The organism is Clostridium sp. Marseille-P299, from assembly GCF_900078195.1.
Taxonomy (GTDB): Bacteria; Bacillota; Clostridia; order Lachnospirales; family Lachnospiraceae; genus Lachnoclostridium.
Genome location: NZ_FJVE01000007.1, coordinates 296,739 through 316,954, shown reverse-complemented (window position 1 = coordinate 316,954; position 20,216 = coordinate 296,739). Strand labels below are relative to the sequence as shown.

15 protein-coding genes and 1 other annotated feature are annotated in these 20,216 nt (G+C 33.4%); of the genes, 3 read left to right on the top strand and 12 right to left on the bottom strand.

Going from position 1 to position 20,216, the window contains the following annotated elements; all coding sequences use genetic code 11:
• Nucleotides 1-212: 212 nt before the first annotated feature.
• Nucleotides 213-1,448: a 6-phosphofructokinase gene (locus BN4220_RS09615; RefSeq protein ID WP_066715691.1), complete on the bottom strand. Its 1,236-nt coding sequence runs from the start codon at nt 1,446-1,448 to the stop codon at nt 213-215.
• A 734-nt stretch (nt 1,449-2,182) separates the two neighbouring features.
• On the opposite strand from BN4220_RS09615, the gene BN4220_RS19800 reads away from it, so the two are divergent.
• Nucleotides 2,183-2,707 (top strand): helix-turn-helix domain-containing protein, encoded by a 525-nt coding sequence (locus BN4220_RS19800; RefSeq protein ID WP_082812252.1) that lies wholly within the window; start codon nt 2,183-2,185, stop codon nt 2,705-2,707.
• A 160-nt stretch (nt 2,708-2,867) separates the two neighbouring features.
• Here BN4220_RS19800 and BN4220_RS09605 read toward each other — a convergent pair whose 3' ends face one another.
• The 5 genes from BN4220_RS09605 to BN4220_RS09585 form a co-directional block, all read right to left on the bottom strand.
• Nucleotides 2,868-4,223: an NCS2 family permease gene (locus BN4220_RS09605; RefSeq protein WP_066715690.1), complete on the bottom strand. Its 1,356-nt coding sequence runs from the start codon at nt 4,221-4,223 to the stop codon at nt 2,868-2,870.
• Nucleotides 4,224-4,643: 420 nt separating this feature from the next.
• Nucleotides 4,644-6,320: a biosynthetic-type acetolactate synthase large subunit gene (gene ilvB / locus BN4220_RS09600; protein WP_066715689.1), complete on the bottom strand. Its 1,677-nt coding sequence runs from the start codon at nt 6,318-6,320 to the stop codon at nt 4,644-4,646.
• 130 nt (nt 6,321-6,450) lie between these two features.
• Nucleotides 6,451-8,115: a dihydroxy-acid dehydratase gene (ilvD, locus tag BN4220_RS09595; protein WP_066715688.1), complete on the bottom strand. Its 1,665-nt coding sequence runs from the start codon at nt 8,113-8,115 to the stop codon at nt 6,451-6,453.
• Nucleotides 8,116-8,226: 111 nt separating this feature from the next.
• Nucleotides 8,227-8,503: a binding site (T-box leader), on the bottom strand.
• A gap of 197 nt (nt 8,504-8,700) precedes the next feature.
• Nucleotides 8,701-9,927 carry a peptidase T gene (gene pepT / locus BN4220_RS09590; RefSeq protein ID WP_066715687.1) on the bottom strand — a complete coding sequence of 409 codons (1,227 nt, stop codon included), beginning with the start codon at nt 9,925-9,927 and terminating at the stop codon, nt 8,701-8,703.
• 276 nt (nt 9,928-10,203) lie between these two features.
• Nucleotides 10,204-14,061 carry a phosphoribosylformylglycinamidine synthase subunit PurQ gene (locus BN4220_RS09585; RefSeq protein ID WP_066715686.1) on the bottom strand — a complete coding sequence of 1,286 codons (3,858 nt, stop codon included), beginning with the start codon at nt 14,059-14,061 and terminating at the stop codon, nt 10,204-10,206.
• Nucleotides 14,062-14,441: 380 nt separating this feature from the next.
• On the opposite strand from BN4220_RS09585, the gene BN4220_RS09580 reads away from it, so the two are divergent.
• Together BN4220_RS09580 and BN4220_RS09575 are read left to right on the top strand one after the other, a co-directional pair.
• The gene (locus tag BN4220_RS09580) at nt 14,442-15,404 is read left to right on the top strand and encodes a phospho-N-acetylmuramoyl-pentapeptide-transferase (RefSeq protein ID WP_066715685.1); all 963 of its coding nucleotides are present in this window, start codon (nt 14,442-14,444) and stop codon (nt 15,402-15,404) included.
• An 80-nt stretch (nt 15,405-15,484) separates the two neighbouring features.
• Entirely contained in the window at nt 15,485-16,378 is an 894-nt protein-coding gene (locus BN4220_RS09575) for a LysR family transcriptional regulator (RefSeq protein WP_066715684.1), read from the top strand.
• Nucleotides 16,379-16,489: 111 nt separating this feature from the next.
• Here BN4220_RS09575 and BN4220_RS09570 read toward each other — a convergent pair whose 3' ends face one another.
• From BN4220_RS09570 to BN4220_RS09545, 6 genes are read right to left on the bottom strand one after another with little or no spacing between them, the layout of a single operon-like run.
• Entirely contained in the window at nt 16,490-17,296 is an 807-nt protein-coding gene (locus tag BN4220_RS09570) for a transglutaminase-like domain-containing protein (RefSeq protein WP_066715683.1), read from the bottom strand.
• A 34-nt stretch (nt 17,297-17,330) separates the two neighbouring features.
• Nucleotides 17,331-18,383 carry a type IV pilus twitching motility protein PilT gene (locus BN4220_RS09565; RefSeq protein ID WP_066715682.1) on the bottom strand — a complete coding sequence of 351 codons (1,053 nt, stop codon included), beginning with the start codon at nt 18,381-18,383 and terminating at the stop codon, nt 17,331-17,333.
• A 16-nt stretch (nt 18,384-18,399) separates the two neighbouring features.
• A complete protein-coding gene (locus BN4220_RS09560) occupies nt 18,400-18,879 on the bottom strand; it encodes a hypothetical protein (protein ID WP_066715681.1) in 480 nt (159 codons plus the stop codon).
• A 16-nt stretch (nt 18,880-18,895) separates the two neighbouring features.
• Entirely contained in the window at nt 18,896-19,366 is a 471-nt protein-coding gene (locus BN4220_RS09555) for a type IV pilus modification PilV family protein (protein WP_066715680.1), read from the bottom strand.
• Nucleotides 19,367-19,368: 2 nt separating this feature from the next.
• Nucleotides 19,369-19,854, bottom strand: coding sequence for a DUF4860 domain-containing protein (locus tag BN4220_RS09550; protein ID WP_197467918.1), 486 nt, complete (start codon nt 19,852-19,854; stop codon nt 19,369-19,371).
• Between the two features lie 17 nt (nt 19,855-19,871).
• Nucleotides 19,872-20,192 carry a hypothetical protein gene (locus BN4220_RS09545; protein ID WP_066715678.1) on the bottom strand — a complete coding sequence of 107 codons (321 nt, stop codon included), beginning with the start codon at nt 20,190-20,192 and terminating at the stop codon, nt 19,872-19,874.
• Between the last annotated feature and the right edge of the window lie 24 nt (nt 20,193-20,216).

The window sequence follows — 20,216 nt, the reverse complement described above, 5'->3', positions numbered from 1 at the left end:
ATATTATAATAACATATATCTCATGTTTTGAAAAGAGATTTTTATTGAAATGAAAAAATGTTCATTTATACAATTTTTCATTTCAATAAAAAATGCTCTATTTACGCAATTATCGTTTCAAAAATATCGTTCCATGTATAAACATCTCTCGCTATTTCTAAATACGAATTCTCCGTAAATAGAGCATTCATCATTCTATTAATTTTTATACTTTATAAAATATTTCCTTGAAAATATAAATGAGCAGGTATGCCTTCTACCATCATAGGTGCTAATTCTGCTTGAATCAATGGTTTTACATAACTAATAAATTCATCCGATACATATGTACCGTCTTTTGTAATCCAAGATTCTGGAACCTTCTTTTCAATGTTAGCAACCTGATTGATATCAGAGATATCTGTTGTACATTGATATGGATCATCGGAAACACGTTTTAAAATAATCATCTTTCCAGTTTCACCTTCAAAAGCAGCCTTAACAGCAGCTCCACCTACTTGAAAAGCTTCTGTAATATCAACTCTTGAGCTAATATGGGAGGCACAGCGTTGCAATGTTGAAAATTCAATTGCACGAGTCTTACATCCAAGTTCTTTCGCAACTGTATTTGCAAGGAATTTAGCCGTTCCAGATAATGATTTATGCCCAAATGCATCTACTGAATCAATATTATCGGATAGTTCACAAACATAACGACCGTCTGCTAATTTAATACCTTCAGAAACTGCAATCACTACTGATTTTTTCTTCTTCTGAATATCTTTTACTTGTTGTATAAATTTATCTATATCAAAAGTTACCTCAGGAAGGCAAATCATATCAGGACCTTCACAGTCTTCTCCTTTTGCAAGAGCAGCTGCTCCTGTTAACCAACCTGCATTTCTTCCCATGATTTCTAAAATAGTAACACATTCTACGTCATATACTAATCCATCGCGAATGACTTCTTTTGTTATAGTACCAATATACTTTGCAGCACTACCAAAGCCTGGTGTATGATCTGTAACTGCTAAGTCATTATCAATTGTTTTTGGTACTCCAATGAATTTAATATCACTCTTTATAGTCTTTGCATAATCACTTAACTTTTTAATTGTATCCATGGAATCATTTCCACCGATATAAAAGAAATATTCAATTTCTAGTTCGTTTAAACGTGCGAAAATATTCTCATAGATATCTTTTCCTTGATCTAAGTCAGGTAATTTATATCTACAGGATCCAAGATAGGATGATGGTGTTCTCTTTAACAATTCAATATCTAATCCATTTTTAATATGCTCCGATAAATCTACATATTGGCCGTCTAAAAAACCTTTTATCCCATGACGCATACCATAAATTTTCTTTGCCCCTCTGTCTTTTGCTGTTTTAAATACTCCAGCTAGGCTTGAATTGATTACTGCTGTTGGTCCCCCAGATTGTCCAACAATAACATTTCCTCTCATTCTATTGTTTCCTCCTTATAGTTGAAACCTATTACACCAAAATTTAGTGCAATATAATAATAATATATTTAGCACTGTATGATAGCGCTTACATTAATATTCTATCAGATACCCAAATTTTATACAACACTAAAAAAAATTTCAGTCTATTAACCATTAAAAGTTACTTTGAATACAGTAAATTTGGGCATTATTCAAATATAGTTTTTTGACTAAACAATGTAAGCGTTTACATTGTTCATAGGCAAATACTGTTATTTCGTAGCATTAAAACCTCTTTTGGTTATTGTCTCGAACTATGGAGTGAATTATTCAAATTTATCTTTTTTATCTTTTCCAGTCTTCTCATCTTTTCATCTTTTCATCTTTTTATATTTTCATCTTTTTATATTTTCATCTTTTATCTAATATCTAATATCTATTATCTTTTATCTTTAAAATTTTATCTTTTTATTCATAGCAAATAGTTTCCTTTTTATCCATAATAAATAATCTCCTTTTATTCCATAAAATATAGGATCCTTTTTAACTATAAAAATTAGTTTTCTATAATGTAAATAAAATATACAAATAATAAAGCTATCTATAAAATATAAAGTTGATATGCCTTTATTTATTGCATATACTATACTTATCTCAACTGCAACTATAAGTTGCGAAAGTTCAAAGTCTATTTGGTGGAATGCAACTACACTGAATGTTAGAATTAAGTCGAAAAAACAGGAGGTGGTCTTATGACTTTTGGAGAGAAACTTCAATTATTGAGAAAACAAAATGGTATGTCACAAGAACAGCTTGCTTCACAATTAAATGTATCAAGGCAAGCAATATCAAAGTGGGAGTTAAACAGTTCCTTACCAGACACTGAAAATCTTATTAAGATAAGTGATTTATTTGATACATCCTTAGATTACTTATTGAAAGATAAAGAAAATAATATAAAGGAAACACCTACAACAACTACTAAGAGTAACAGAGAAAAATATGTTTATCTTGGTGGTATTAGTTGTTTATTACTTTCATTGATAAGTTATTTTGTTGTGTGGCTTTTATCGAAAATATATCCAGCGCCAATTGTATTTTTTAACTCTGTGACAGAACAATGGAAAGTAGGTTTAGAAAACTTCATTTGGACACATGGCTTGGAGAATTTTATTTTTCTCACAAAAACCATATTTGTAGTAGGAATATTGCTATTGCTTCATAAACAAATATTGAAATTATATACTTATGTTATATTAAAGCTAAAAAGAAAGTAAATTTCTCTTCGCATGTCACTCTATAATTTAACATTCAAACATATTCTGGATAAAACATTTAAGATTTTATTTCCATTAAATAAAACCACTGCCTAATCATACGCAAAATATGATTAAGCAGTGGTTTTATTGTTACCTATTCTCTAATCTATAAATACAATTATAGATTTGCTGAAATAATAAAATTAATAATGAAAAGTGCTGTTACAACCCAAAGCACTGGATTAATTTCTTTTGCTTTCTTTTTGCATAGTTTTACGATGATAAAGAAGATAAAACCAGCTGCGATACCATAAGAAATGTTATAACATAATGCCATAAAGATACCTGCGAAAAATGCTGGTACTGCTTCTTCTAAGTTATCCCATTCAATTTCCTTAAATGCAGAAAGCATCATAACACCTACGATAATTAAGGCTGGTGCAGTTGCCGCATAAGGAATTGCCTGAATTACAGGTGCAAAGAATGCACTTATTGCGAAAAGAATCGCAACTACAACACTAGTTAAACCAGTACGTCCACCTGCTCCAATACCTGCAGCACTCTCTACATAAGTTGTTGTATTGGAAGTACCAAAAATAGCACCAATGGATGTTGCTGTTGCATCTGCAAATAACGCTTTGTCCATCTTAGATTTGAAACCATTACCTTTTTCAAGTGCTTCTTCATCCTCAGCAGAGAAGATTCCTGTTTTACGTCCAGTTCCAATAAATGTACCAATTGTATCAAATGTATCAGATAAACTAAATGCAAAGATTGTCATTATAACAATTGGAAGTCTGCTAGGATCACTAAACAAACTGATGATACCAGGATCACCAAATGCAGCGCCGAATGTTGTAGGTAACTGTTTAAATGCTTCTACGAAACTCATTGTATCATCCATTTTAGTAACACCAAAAGGAATTCCAATAAGTGCTGTTACAACGATACTGATAAATACAGCACCTTTTACATTACAAATTAATAAAACAACTGCTAAAATAATACCAATTACAGTTAAAATTACTGCTGCATTGTTAAATGTAGCAATGGATGGTACTCCCGCATCAAAATTAACCAATCCAGAGTTAACGATACCAATGTATGCAACAAAGATACCAATACCTCCACCGATTGCATTTTGTAAACTTTCAGGAATTGCTTTAATAATAAGCTTACGTAATTTTGTTACCGTAATAAATATATTTACCAAACCACAGATAAATACCATGGCTAATGCTTCTTGCCAAGTAAATTTAAGACCCATAACTACAGTATATACAAAGAACGCATTCAATCCCATACCAGGTGCTTGTGCATATGGTACGTTTGCCACAAGTCCCATTATTAATGTACCGATAATAGAAGCGATAATTGTTGCTAAAAATACTGCACCCCATGGCATTCCTGAACCCTCTAAAGTGTTAGGATTAACAATAATTATGTATGCCATAGCAAAAAATGTTGTCAATCCAGCAACAATTTCGGTACGTACATTGGTACCGTTTTCTTTTAATTTGAAAAACTTTTCCATGCAACTCCTCCTATAATACGTATATGATTTATTTTATTCATTAGAGTTTCTGTAAGAAATTGTCTCACAGCAAGTCCATAACAATTTTAGCAATACAAGATATTAAAGTCAATGAATACCACAAGTAAATATCACTTTTATTTATAATTTTTTCTAATAAATTTAATAAGTTATTTATTTTAATCAATGCACTTTAAGATATTGATGATTAATATCTATGCTATTTTTCATGTATACTATTTGGTGATACGCTTTTTAAACAACATATTTTTCAAATATAAAGAAGATGAGTATTTACAAAATCTCTCATCTTCTGAAGTTTAAACATTTATTTTATTTTTAATCAATGGATTCAATGACCAATCATAATAAGAACCAGTTTTCATAAAAAGATTAATTATTCTATGAATCACCATAGCATTAATTATCAATATCTTCCTCTGAGAATACATCTGCTATTGCAGCACCTGGTGCAACCATTGGCCATACCTTGTCATCTGGATCAATTACACATTCGATAACAACCGGCTCGTTTAAGGCAATTGCTTCTCTTAAAACATCTTCTACTTCTTCTTTCTTTGTAATCCTAAATGCCTTTGCTCCCATAGCTTCTGATAATTTAACGAAATCAACTTTATCATTCAAAACTGTATGTGAATAACGTTTGCCATAAAATAAAGTTTGCCATTGACGAACCATTCCAAGAACGTGGTTATTAAATACCACTTGTATGATTGGAATATTATATCTTGTTGCAGTAGCAATTTCATTCATATTCATACGGAAGCATCCATCTCCTGCGATATTAATGACAGTCTTTTCTGGCATTCCGACTTTGGCACCGATGCAAGCTCCAAGCCCATATCCCATTGTTCCTAATCCACCAGAAGTAATAAACGTTCTTGGATTTTTGTATTTAAAAAACTGTGCTGCCCACATCTGATGCTGCCCAACTTCTGTAGTTATAATTGCATTTTCACCAGCGATTTCATCAATTTTTTCAATAATATATGGACCAGTTAATGTATCGTCATGATATCCTAGTGGGAATAATCTCTTGCTCTCATAAACTTGTTTCATCCAAGTTTCATGAGATTGTTGTTCCAAACGCTCATTTAAAATATGTAATATCGTTTTAACATCACCAATGACTTTTTTGGAAACAATAACATTTTTATTGATTTCTACTGGATCAATATCGATTTGTAGAATCTTAGCATTACTTGCAAACTTTTTCGCATTTCCAGTAACACGGTCGTTAAATCTAGAACCTACTGTGATTAATAAGTCACACTTAGTTACGCTAAAATTTGAAGTTTTTGTTCCATGCATACCAAGCATACCAGTATAACGTTCATGCTCTCCATTAAATGCACCTTTTCCCATAAGTGTATCTGTAACTGGTGCATCAATTTTATCTGCAAAGACACGTAATTCCTCACTTGCATCCGAAATAATCGCCCCACCACCAACAAATATCATTGGTTTTTTCGATTCACGAATCATATTTAAAGCATTTTCAATTTCTTCTTCGTTAATCGTACATTTACTATTATCAATCTCTTCAATAGTAACCGGTGTATATTCGTATTTTGCAGCAGTAACATCTTTGGTTATATCAATAAGTACTGGACCAGGTCTGCCTGTCTTTGCAATACGAAAGGCTTTTCTAATGGTGTCTGCTAATTTTTCAATATCTTTAACAATGAAGTTATGTTTTGTAATCGGCATTGTAATACCAGCTATATCAACTTCTTGAAAGCTATCTTTACCAAGTAGTGGTACTGGAACATTTCCTGTAATCGCAATTAATGGAACAGAATCCATGTATGCAGTTGCAATACCAGTTACTAAGTTCGTAGCTCCTGGACCTGAAGTAGCTAAACATACGCCAACTTTTCCAGTGGCTCTAGCATATCCATCCGCTGCATGAGAAGCCCCTTGCTCATGGGAAGTTAAAATATGTCTTATTTCATCTTGATGTCTATAAAGTTCATCATATATGTTTAGTACCTGACCTCCAGGATAGCCGAAGATGGTATCAACGCCTTGTTCTTTTAAACATTCAACTAAGATTTGGGAACCAGTTAATAACATATTACACCTCTTTCATTGTTTTATTTTCGTATATTTCATATTTTTAAACAAAGCATTTTGTGCTTTCAATTTTCTATATTTAAAATAGAATATGAAATAATATATGCTTATGAACTATTTCATACTGATTTTATTTTATTTCAAGAATTGCTCCTCGATTTCCAGAGGTAACCATAGAAGCATAACGCGCTAAGTATCCAGTCGTAATCTTAGGCTGTCTTGGTTTCCAGTTTGCTCTTCTTCTTTCTAGTTCTTCGTCAGAAACTACAAAGTCGATTGTGTTATTCGGAATATTAATCTTAATAATATCTCCTTCTTCCACAAGCGCTATATTACCACCAACGGCAGCTTCTGGTGATACATGCCCAATGGATGCCCCTCTAGAAGCTCCTGAAAATCTACCGTCAGTAATTAAAGCAACGGATGATCCAAGTCCCATACCAGCGATTGCTGAAGTTGGGTTTAACATTTCTCTCATACCTGGGCCACCTTTTGGTCCTTCATAGCGAATTACAACAACATCTCCAGCAACGATCTTTCCACCTTTAATTGCTTCAATAGCATCTTCTTCACAATCAAATACTCTTGCTGGTCCTTCATGTACCATCATTTCAGGTGCTACTGCAGAACGTTTAACAACGCAAGAATCCGGTGCTAAATTACCCTTTAATACTGCAATTCCACCAGTCTCGCTGTATGGATTTTCAATTGGACGAATAACTTCAGGATTTTTATTATAACAACCCTGAATATTCTCTGCGATTGTTTTTCCTGTCACTGTAATTAAGTCAGTATATAATAAACCTTTTTTATCAAGTTCATTTAATACTGCATAAACTCCACCTGCTTCATTTAAATCTTCCATATAAGTTGGACCTGCTGGTGCAAGGTGGCAAAGATTTGGAGTTTTTGCACTAATTTCATTAGCGATATCTACATTTAATTCAACCCCTGCTTCATGAGCAATCGCTGGTAAATGTAACATACTATTGGTGGAGCATCCAAGTGCCATATCTACTGTTAAAGCATTCATAAATGCTTTTTCTGTCATAATATCTCTTGGACGAATATCTCTCTTTAATAGCTCCATTATTTGCATTCCTGCATGTTTTGCAAGTTTAATTCTTTCAGAATATACAGCTGGTATCGTTCCATTACCACGAAGTCCCATACCAAGAGCTTCTGTTAAACAGTTCATACTATTTGCAGTGTACATACCAGAACAAGAACCGCAAGTTGGACACGCTTTATTTTCAAACTCTTCCACTTCTTCTGCTGACATTTTACCTGCAGCGTAACTTCCAACGGCTTCAAACATACTTGATAAGCTTGTTTTCTTACCTTGTACCCTACCAGCTAACATTGGACCACCACTAACAAAAATAGTAGGTATGTTCACTCTTGCTGCTGCCATTAATAGACCTGGCACGTTTTTATCACAGTTTGGTACCATAACTAAAGCGTCAAATGCATGAGCCATCGCCATAGCTTCTGTGGAATCTGCAATTAAATCTCTAGTTACTAAAGAGTATTTCATTCCCACATGACCCATGGAAATACCATCACATACCGCGATTGCAGGGAACACAATCGGAGTTCCTCCTGCCATTGCGACGCCTAATTTAACTGCTTCAACTATTTTATCTAAATTCATATGACCTGGTACAATTTCATTATAAGAACTTACAATACCGACTAGTGGTCTTTCCATTTCTTCCTTCGTTAACCCTAATGCGTTAAACAGGGATCTATGAGGTGCCTGTTGCATGCCTTTTGTTACTGAATCACTTCTCATCCTAATACACACCTTTCTTTATGTTAAATAAAATATTTTTTAAACTGTCATGGAACAAACTTTGTACTTTGTTCCAAATATGTATAAAAAAACGCCCGCCATAAGCCAAAGGCTTAGGGCGAACGTAACATCCGTGGTACCACCTAATTTCAGAATTAACTCTGCACTTTATAGTACATAATACAATCTGACTTGTAATCGTCATTGATACAAAGAATGTACTAAATACTACTTCCTTATAACGGTGGAATCTTCCGTTGAAGCCTACTAAAATGTTCGGTTCAAAGCTCAAGGGCTACTTCCGTTACTCATCTCACGAAGACTTACACCAACCGCCTTCTCTCTTGGCATCAAATGAGTATGTACTCCTCCCTGTCACAGCCTTATTAATATTAACCAATGGTTAGGTTTATTGCACTTTAGTGTAGCAGAAGTTTAACGCAATGTCAATTTAAATTTTATATTCATTAAATATAATCAATGACCTGATTAATATCAAACACACCGATATATTCCTTCCAATAAACTTCCGATTTTCCCTTTAAATACTGATTTTAGAATCTGAACTCACGTATGACTATCTATTTATGCTCTTCCATAAAGTTCAATAATTTTAAGAATAATCTCTACTGTTTTTTCCATAGATTGTACAGAAACATACTCATACTTTCCATGATAGTTTTCTCCACCAGTACATAAGTTAGGGCAAGGTAATCCCATATAAGAAAGTCTAGCTCCATCCGTACCACCACGAATTGGTGAAATCATTGGTGTAATACCAAGTTCCTCCATGGCTTTTATTGCATTATCAATTAAATGCATGTGTGGTTCCACCATTTCTTTCATATTGTAATAATTATCTTTGATTTCGCACTCAATGGTTCCTTCACCATATTTTTGATTTAAGAAATCACATACGCTCTTAAAGAATTGTTTTTTCTCTTCAAATTTTACTCGGTCATGATCTCTGATGATATAAACCATAGATGCTGCTTCTACATTACCTTCAATATGATCTAAGTGATAAAATCCTTCGTATCCTTCTGTATAAGCAGGATTTTGTTCTACTGGCAACATAGATTGAAGTTCCATACCAAGTAAAATTGCATTAATCATTTTACCTTTTGCACTTCCTGGATGAATGCTTCTACCATTAATTTTTACTTTTACATTACCAGCATTAAAGTTCTCATACTCAATTTCACCAAGTGTAGAACCATCTACTGTATACGCGAATTCAGCACCAAAGCCTTTTACATCAAAAAAGTCTACGCCTCTTCCAACTTCTTCATCTGGAGTGAATCCAATTTGAATCTCTCCGTGAGGGATTTCTTTATGAGTAAGTAAATACTCTGCCATTGTCATAATTTCAGCAACACCAGCTTTATCATCGGAACCAAGTAATGTGGTTCCATCAGTTACAACTAAATCTTCACCAACACGGTCCTTTAATTTAGGGAACTGATTTGGAGATAATACAATGCCAAGTGCTTCATTTAAAACGATGTCTCCACCATCATAATTTGAAACCACTCTTGGTTTTACATCGGTTCCAGTCATTGCTGGTGCAGTATCCATATGTGAAATGAATCCAATGGATGGAACTTTCTTATCAATAGTTGCTGGAATTGTTGCATAAACATAGCAATTATCTGAAAGTCTTACGTTACTAGCACCCATCTCTTTTAATTCTTTTACTAAAACTTCTGCAAGATTCCTTTGTTTACTTGTACTTGGAACCATTTCTTGATCATCTTTTGATTGTGTATCTATTTTTACATAAGATAAAAATCTCTCTAATACTGTCTTCATATTTTCCTCCAATCTTACGCATATCCTAGCGTATCTAGATTATTATTTTCTAATTTAAATCTAGTTTATAACTGATATATAAAATCCTGTTTCACTATTATATATCAATTTTAGATAATTATAACAAAGGGCACTCGCTAAATGCAAGTACCCTTCATTATAACTTTATGACACCCAATTTTTAGTCAGTAAGCGAATTTTGATAATACATTGGCTTTATTTTAAATACTATTATTAAAATAAGATTATCTAAAATAATAATAGTATTTAATAAAATTATTTAAAATAAGAAACGCCGGATTCAAAAATATATTGATTTTGATTGCCAGTTATATTAATAGCTACACCATCGCCACGACGCTCTGAATGTGCCATTTTACCAAGTACTCTACCATCTGGTGAAGTAATACCTTCAATTGCCATATAAGAGCCATTTGGATTATATTCTTCATCCATTGTAGGATTACCATTTAAATCTACGTACTGAGTCGCAATTTGCCCGTTTTCTGCAAGTTTTTTAAGCCAAGCATCATTTGCAACAAAGCGACCTTCTCCATGAGAAGCTGGAATCGTATAAACATCACCCAAATTAGCTTTCATAAGCCATGGTGAGTTATTGGATACTACTTTTGTATAAACAGCTTTTGATATATGACGACCAATTGTGTTCATTGTAAGTGTTGGCGAATCTTCATTTTGCGCAAGGATTTCACCATAAGGAACAAGCCCAAGCTTAATTAACGCTTGGAAACCGTTACATATACCAAGTACTAAACCATCCTTTTGTTTTAAAAGATCATTTACAGCCTCACTAATTCTGATATTACGGAATGCAGTTGCTATAAATTTCCCTGAACCATCTGGTTCATCACCTGCTGAAAATCCACCTGGGAACATCAATATCTGTGCATCATTGATTGCTTTTTCAAAGGCAAGAACGGATTCTTTAATATTAGTGGCATCTAAGTTCTTAAATACAACGGTATTCACCTCTGCACCAGCACGTTCAAAGGCTTTTAATGAATCATACTCACAGTTTGTTCCTGGGAATACTGGAATAAATACCTTTGGTTTCGCTACTCTATTCTTAGCAACAAAAACTCTCTTAGCATCGAATAAGTTTTGTGAAACTTTTTCTGCTTGGTTCATTTTTGCTACATTAGATTTTGTTGGAAATACCTTCTCTAATGTATTTTCCCATGCATTTAAAGCTTCTTCCATTGATATATTTACATCTCTATATTTAAATTCTGGCTGATCTATTACAGCGCCAACTATTTTAAATGTAGCACCAGATCCAGTCAATTCTGCCATCTTATCCTTAGATACTTCAGCTATGATATTGCCATAGGCAGGATAGAATAAATCTTCCACCGTTAATGAACCGTCTAATTCTGCTCCAAATTGATTACCAAATGCCATTTTACTCACTGCCTCAGCAATACCTTTCGCACCAAGTGCATAGGCTGAAACAATAACGCCGTTTTTAACTAATTCCATGATTTGGTCGTATTGTTTCATTAAATCTTCATACTCTGGTAAATCATATGCATCTTTGTTAATTTCAAAGACTACTAATGAATTCCCCTCTTGTTTTAACTCAGGTGTGATAATTTCCTGATTCTTTGCAACATTCACTGCAAAAGAAACTAAGGTAGGTGGTACATCAATTTCATTAAAGGTTCCAGACATACTATCCTTGCCACCTATGGATGGAAGACCTAATTTAATCTGTGCATCATAAGCACCAAGTAAGGCAGTTAAAGGTTCTCCCCAACGCTTTGCATCATTCCCAAGTCTTCTAAAGTACTCTTGGAATGTAAATCGTATATTTTTATAATTACCACCAGCTGCTACGATTTTAGCAACGGAGGAGATTACTGCATACACTGCTCCATGGAAAGGACTCCAAGTTGATAAGTATGGATCATAACCATAGCTCATCATTGTTACAGTATCACAAGAACCATGCAACACTGGAAGTTTTGCAATCATTGTTTGTGTTGGAGTTAATTGATGTTTTCCACCAAAAGGCATCGTAACCGTTGACGCTCCAATGGAACTATCAAACATCTCCACTAAACCTTTTTTAGAACAAATATTTAAATCTCCTAGCATCGCTAACCACTGATCTTTTATAGTATCATCACTTTTATCATCGCTTTTTAATGTCTCTTTTTCATCCTTTGCAGACTGTTTTAAGGCTTTTTTCGTTTCAGCAGCTACATAAGATGCACCTGTTTTAAAATAATTCTTTTCTTTCTCTGGAATTGTGACAATTGCACTTGCTTTTTGATGTGCACCATTGGTATCTAAAAATTCTCTGGAAATATCAACAATTACTTTATCTCTCCAATACATCACAAGTCTTGGCTCTTTGGTAACTTCTGCAACTGCTACTGCCTCTAAATTCTCTTCTTCTGCAAATGCAAGCATTGCATCCACATCCGCTTTATCAACTACGACTGCCATTCTTTCTTGAGATTCAGAAATCGCAAGTTCCGTTCCATCAAGGCCTGCATATTTTTTTGGAACCTTATCAAGAAAAATGTGTAATCCATCTGCAAGTTCACCAATTGCTACAGAAACACCACCTGCACCAAAATCATTACATTTCTTAATTAATTTACTAACTTCTTCTCTACGGAAAAGACGTTGCAATTTACGTTCGGTTGGTGCATTACCTTTTTGTACCTCAGCACCACAAGTATGAATGGAATCCGTCGTATGAACTTTTGAAGAGCCTGTTGCTCCACCACAGCCATCTCGTCCAGTTCTACCACCCATTAATATAATAATATCTCCAGGATCAGAGGACTCTCTAATGACATTCTTGCGAGGAGCTGCCCCCATGACTGCACCAATTTCCATACGTTTTGCAACATAGTTTGGATGATATATTTCATCTACCAAGCCAGTAGCAAGTCCGATCTGATTTCCGTAAGAACTATATCCTTTGGCTGCACCAGTTACAATTTTTCTTTGAGCCAACTTTCCTTTTAGTGTATCCTTAATCGGTACCGTAGGATCTGCAGCACCAGTAACACGCATAGCTTGGTAAACGTATCCTCTACCGGAAAGTGGATCACGAATTGCTCCACCTAGGCATGTTGCTGCACCACCAAAGGGTTCAATCTCTGTAGGATGGTTATGGGTTTCATTTTTAAAGAAAACAAGCCATTCTTCTGTTTTACCATCAATTTCTACTGGTACTATAATAGAACAAGCATTGATTTCATCGGAAACTTCCATATCCTCTAGTTTTCCTTCTGCTTTTAATCTCTTCATTGCAAGAAGTGCAATATCCATTAAGGATATGTATTTATCATCTCTTCCCTGATATAAAGCATCACGGCTTTTCTTGTAATCGTTATAAGCTGCTTCGATCGGCTCTTTATAATAACCTTCTTCAAAGGTAACATTTTCTAACTCTGTTAAAAATGTAGTATGACGACAATGATCTGACCAATACGTATCAAGCACGCGAATCTCAGTCATCGTTGGATTTCTATCTTCATCCGTTTTAAAATAGTTTTGTATATGACAAAAATCTGCAAAGGTCATTGCAAGATTTAAAGATTCATATAATTCCTTTAAGTCATCTTCCTTCATGTCCTTAAAGTTCTCAATGACAATTACATCTTCTGGTACGTCAAATGGTATAATAAGTGTCTCCGGCTTAATCTCATTGGTTTCTCTTGAGTCTACCGGGTTGATACAATACATCTTAATACGTTCAAAATCTTCTTTCGTAATGTCTCCTGTTAAAACATAGGTGGTTGCTGTTCTAATTACTGGCTCTTCGTTTTCATTTAAAAGTTTCACACATTGTTCTGCAGAATCCGCTCTTTGATCAAATTGACCTGGTAGATACTCTACAGAAAAAACATGGTCGTTTTCGTTCATTGGAAATTTCTCTTCATATAGTATATCTACAGGAGGCTCACTAAAAACAACACCAAGAGCACTCTTATATGTTTCATCACTTACATGTTCAATGTCATAACGAATTAAAACTCGAACATTCGCTAACTTAGTAATTCCAAGATAACTTCTAATTTCTTCTTTTAATTCTTTTGCTTTTACAGCATATGGTTCCTTTTTCTCTACATATATTCTCTTAACGTTTTCCATCATAAACCTCCATGTCTATTCGCTCAGAAACATTTTATATGGACATTTTTCGTAAAATAATTTACTTGAAAACTGCATAATTACGTTATTTTCTAAAATTGTGTATATAAATTATTTAATGGTTATATTTATTATAGCATAGTAGTATTTATAATTGAAATTAATATATGTTAAATATTTAATAAGCCCCCCTTATAAAATCTTACACATATCATATTCTAACTATATACAAACCAGTTCTTTTATAGTAAAATATTTTAGACATCGATATCTTTCATTACATATGAATTTGCATAAGCGTGACTTATTTTTAGAACGCTTATAGAGCAATAACGATATTTTGAATAACAGCGATGACAATATTTTTGGAGGATAAATTTATGTTATATTCATTATTTGACAGCACGAATGGTAAAGGAATAGCTTTTTTCGGTCTCCTATTCGCATTTTTGGTTACTTGCATCTTGCTAGAACTATTGCAAAATGTACTTCCTCGCGATGGCGGTCGAGCATTTGCGGTAAATGGTGGATTGTCACAAGGAAAACCTAGAGGTGCTGGAATCGTATTTATTTTAGTTTTTGTCGTTTCAGCGATTTTATTTGCACCAATTAATCGCGAACTTATTATTTACTTAATCATGCTCATTGCTGCAATGATGAGTGGTTATTTAGATGATAGTTCAAAAGCTCCTTGGGGCGAATATAAAAAAGGACTAATTGACTTAATTATCGCCTTTGTTTGTGCCTTTACTTATGTTAATTTTAATTCAAGCAAATTAACGATCATGCTAACTGGTCAAGAATTTGTATTACCAGCTTGGCTTTATGTTATTTTAGCTATGATTCTTATATGGGCCTCCATCAACGTTACTAATTGTAGTGACGGAGTGGATGGTTTAAGTGGAAGTCTTTCCATCTGTACTCTTATTACTTTTTATGTGATTTACATTTCTAAAATCGGCGATGCTGGTTTTGGACAATTTATTTTACTTATGGTAATTTGTTTACTTGGTTATCTATGGTTTAATGCTTCTCCAAGTAAATTATTAATGGGAGATGCTGGTTCAAGAGCAATTGGACTTTTCCTTGCAGTTGTTGCTTTAAAAACTGGTAGCGCACTTTTATTTATTCCTTGTGCTATCGTATTAATTATTGATGGTGGATTAGGTTTAATTAAAGTAGCACTATTACGTTTCTTAAAAATTAGAATTCTTAAAAATACAAGAACACCAATCCATGACCATGTACGTAAAAACAAAGGTTGGTCTGATACACAAACAGTTTTCCGTTTTATTATCATTCAGATTGTTGTTTCTTTCATTCTAATTTTTGCGCTACTTTAGTTCATTAATTTTACGTTATAATGATACTAAGGTATAAAAGGATCAATAAATAGGAAAGGCTGTTAAAAGGAGAACTAAAAATGGATATCAATTATGAGTTATATAAAGTATTTTATTATGTTGCAAAAACACTTAGTTTTTCAGAAGCAGCAACGGAATTATTTATTTCACAATCCGCAGTTAGTCAATCCGTGAAAGTACTTGAAAAACGCTTAGACCAAGTTTTATTTATTCGTAGTACAAAACGTGTTAGTCTTACAAAAGAAGGGGAAATGTTATTAAAACACATAGAACCAGCAATTAATTTGATTACTCGCGGTGAGAATCAGCTACTTAATTCGACACCATCTGGTGGAATGCAACTTCGCATTGCTGCAAGTGATACCATATGTCGATACTTTTTAGTACCATATTTAAATTTATTTCATAAGACTTATAAAGAAGTTCATATTAAGATTATTAACGGAACCTCTTTAAAGTGTGCAGAAATGTTAGAGACGAATCAAGTGGATCTTATTGTTGCCAACTCTCCAAACTCTGCACTTAATAACAATATGAAAATTTTAGATGTAAAAGATTTTACAGATGTATTTGTTGCAAATCCAGATGCATTCCCATTTGGAGATAAACCTTTAAGTCTAGAAGAATTGCAGAAGTTACCGATACTTATGTTAAATAAGCTATCAACTACCAGTGCCTTTTTGCATAATCTATTTTTACAAAACTCCTTAGACTTAGTTCCAGCAATCGAAATCAGTAGTAATGATTTATTAATTGATCTTGCTAAAATAGGCCTTGGAATTGCTTTTGTTCCTGATTTTTGTATTAAAAATACAATTGATGAGAATTTATATGTTCTTAAGACAGAAGAAACCATGCCAACACGTAAATTAGTTGCTGCATATGATGAAAGTATTCCACTTTCTGAACCAGCGAACTATTTTATACAATTGTTGTTAAACGAACAACTATAGTAATATATTTTAGTACCAAAATGGGCTATCGCAATTTTGCGACAGCCCATTTTTATTAGTATTAATATTATAATGTTGATATTATAATTTTGATATTTTAATATTGATATTTTAGTATTGATATTTTACATCTGTATAATCTTTTGCGTCTTTTCTCATCGTGTACTTCTTGCCTGCACGATACATAGCCACATCATAGGTGGTATCGATGGTATACCATTTCTTTGTCTTTGTATCATAAACAGTATTCCAAGCATGATAGGTATCAATATTCGGGGTATAACCCGTCACTAATTTCACCTTAATCCCTTGACTCCGTAACATTGCCGCCATCATTGCAGATAAATCATAACAAATACCCTTTTTGTTTTTATATATAATCTGGATATCTGGTATATAACCTGCGCTTAAAGATTCTATTTTATCGTAATCATATTTGTAATTCTTAACGATGTAATCATATATCTTCTTAATCTTTTCAGTATCTGTTTTACAATTTTTTGTTAACTCTTTTGCTTTTTTAATGGCATTATCGCTAGCCTCAAAATTTACTATGACATTAGAATATTTAAATACTTCATTCTCATCACTAAGGTCTAATTCAATTGTACTACTTTCGATAACGCTATATTTCGTTCCACTTATATTTTTACAGATACGAATTTTATATGAACCATTTCCCATATTTAATGGAATGTCAAGGGTATTTTTTCCGTTACCAAGATTATAGTAATAAGTTTCGGAGCCTTTTGAAACCGCCACCTTCATCTTCGCATTACTTTTATTATTGTAAGTAATGGTAATAACTCCATTTTCGTTATCTTCATAAAATGTCGATGCCGCACTCGCCTTAGTTCCTTTTAATAGAAATGCAACACATAATATTGCGAATAATGTAAGAATTTTATTAAGTTTCAAATTTACTCCTTTCCACACATAGTTTCACTATGCATTAATTCACATTTCTTCTCATTGCATCTTGATTCATGCTAAAGGATATTGCAGTTTGAGCACTTATTTTTCCACTACGATATAGTTCTAAAATACTACTGTCCATAGAAACCATACCATTTTTAGCAGAAGAATAAATAACAGAATCAATCTGATGTACTTTTCCATCTCGAATCATAGTTTTAATGGCACTATTTGCTTCTAATATCTCAAATGCAGGTACTAAGCCATCTTGTCCTGGTAATAATTGTTGTGATACAACCGCATTTAAGACCATACTAAGTTGAATACGTATTTGTTGTTGTTGATTGCTTGGGAATACATCTATAATTCGATCAATTGTATTCGCTGCTCCAATTGTATGTAGAGTTGATAGTACTAAATGTCCAGTTTCAGCAGCTGTCATAGCAATTTCAATGGTTTCTAAATCCCTCATTTCACCAATAAAAATTACATCTGGGGATTCTCTCATTGCTGCTCTAAGAGCTTTTGAGTAGTTTGGTGTATCAAAACCAATTTCTCTTTGGCTAACAATACTTTGTTTGTGTTTATGTAAATATTCAATTGGATCTTCTAGTGTTAAGATGTGGCAATTTCTATTGCTATTAATTTCATCAAGAATATAAGAAAGTGTTGTACTTTTACCATTGCCTGCTGGACCAGTCACTAGAATCAAGCCTTTTTTTTGGTTACTAAGCTCAATGATTGACTGTGGTATTCCATACTCGTCTCTTGGTGGTAACTGAAAGGAAACCACACGTAGCACTGCACTTAGCGTTCCTCTTTGTTTAAAGACATTAACACGAAATCTCCCTACCCCTCGTACAGACAATGCAAAATCATCATCACCGTCTTTTAATAGGTTTAAATCTCGTTCATCCGCTGCTTTATACATTTCCTTAACTAAACCAACAATCTGATCAGAAGTTAGGGTATCCGTGTCCTGCCTTGTTATAACTCCCTGTAACTTAAATGCAACTGGTTGTCCAATAATAAAGAATATATCGGATGCTTTTTGCCTCACTGCTTCCTGTAATATCGATAATAAATCCATTTTTAACCCATCCTTCTTAATCGTCAATAACTCCGTCCCAAATCTCAATCTCTTCATCCTCATAAGTTCCTTGATCTGTTACAAGCAACTTATGACTTAATATTTCATAGCCGTCACTAAAATTATCCGCAATTTTTAGTTTCATTTCTATTTTTTTATTATAGTCTACGAAAACAAGACATGTCAATACACGGGAGTTTTCGTCGAATTCTAGGGTCTTATCATTTTTTATATATTCTTTTAAATAATCAATTTCTGCCATATCAGTTTGCTTCATTGCTTCACTCATTATTTTTCGCACTGACAATAATGCTTCTTCTGATTTTGCATCTGCCTCATAATATCTTTCTACCGAATCTCTAGTGTTTTCACTTCTCATTAATTCTTGGTAAGATGCTTTCATAGAAAGAATTGCAAACACGGTTAAGGCAAAAACTAGGAGTACTAACAATATAGATGCACCACCAATATTCATTTGATAGCCTCGTTTTTTCATTGTGACCTCCTAATAACTATATCAATTTCTTCACCGTCAAATCACATAATGGTTCATCGCTTTCGTTAATTTGTTCACCATCTTCTGATTCATATGCAGTAATTTGATAGGTATTCATATCACCATACTCGCTTATACTTTCTGTAAAATGTATTACAATAACGTTCTTTGCTTCACTTTTGACTTCTTCTTTTAATACGTTCCAATATTTATCATAATAGATAAAATAGGTATCATCTGTATTCTTTGCTTCTACTGCTCCGATATCTCTAAATAATGCTTCTGATACCTCTCTACCTTTTAAAGTTTCAGCAATACTTTCTGTCTCAATCACAGCTCTACTGATATTTAAAGCCTTAGTACTCATACGATCTGTTGATACAAACATTCTAACAATAAGTACGCTAATGACTGCAAACACACCTAAAATAATTACCATCTCAATCATTGGTAAGCGAAAGGAGTTTTGTTTTTTTTCTGTATCCATTATTACCTCCTTGTTCGAGGGGATATAATTAAACTATCTTCCTCCCCAGCTTTATTGCCAGCCACCATTTTAAGTAGTCCATCATCCGTTTCTTCTATCGTAAACTTATTAATTTCCATAACTTCCATACCATAGTCTAATTCGTAATCCATACCATCTTCTCGGAATAATTCACAAAGATATCCATTATAATGATAAATTAATGTCTCATATATAGTCCCGTCGATTTCTTCTCCAAGTACAAGAACTGGGATTCCATCTTTCTCTTCTATGTAAGTTCTTCCCACGGTGTCACTTTGTCTTATTTTTGTAGCTACATAAGAAAGGGAAGTTCTTAATTCAAAATTTGCGTTATTTGCAAGTACTACATTCTTATAAACATTCAAACCAATATTCACTAATATTAGTCCAGAGATTGCAAACACAAAAAGAAGGATAACAATACTTATGAAACCCACAATCAACGATTTTCGTTCCTTATTTACCACAAGTAATTGCTCTCCTTTCAACGCTTAAAAACTTCAACTTCAGGTACTAAATTTGAAGCAACACATTCATAATAAACATAATAAGAATCATAATCAATTGTTAAGTAGTAATTCTCTTCTAAATAAGATAAGGAAGCTGGATAAAAACCTTCATTTGCATAACATTGAATAATCGCCTTATGTATCGCCTGCTTTGTTAATAAGAAATTCTGTTCATTTAAAATACCCTCAAATTTGTTGATTCCCAAATAAAGAATTACCATTAAGAAGGTAAAGGTCACCATAGATACTATAAGTGGCAATCTTTTTTCTTTCTTCTTTAATCTAAATTTCTTCATGTTAACCTCCGTGCTGCCCACAAA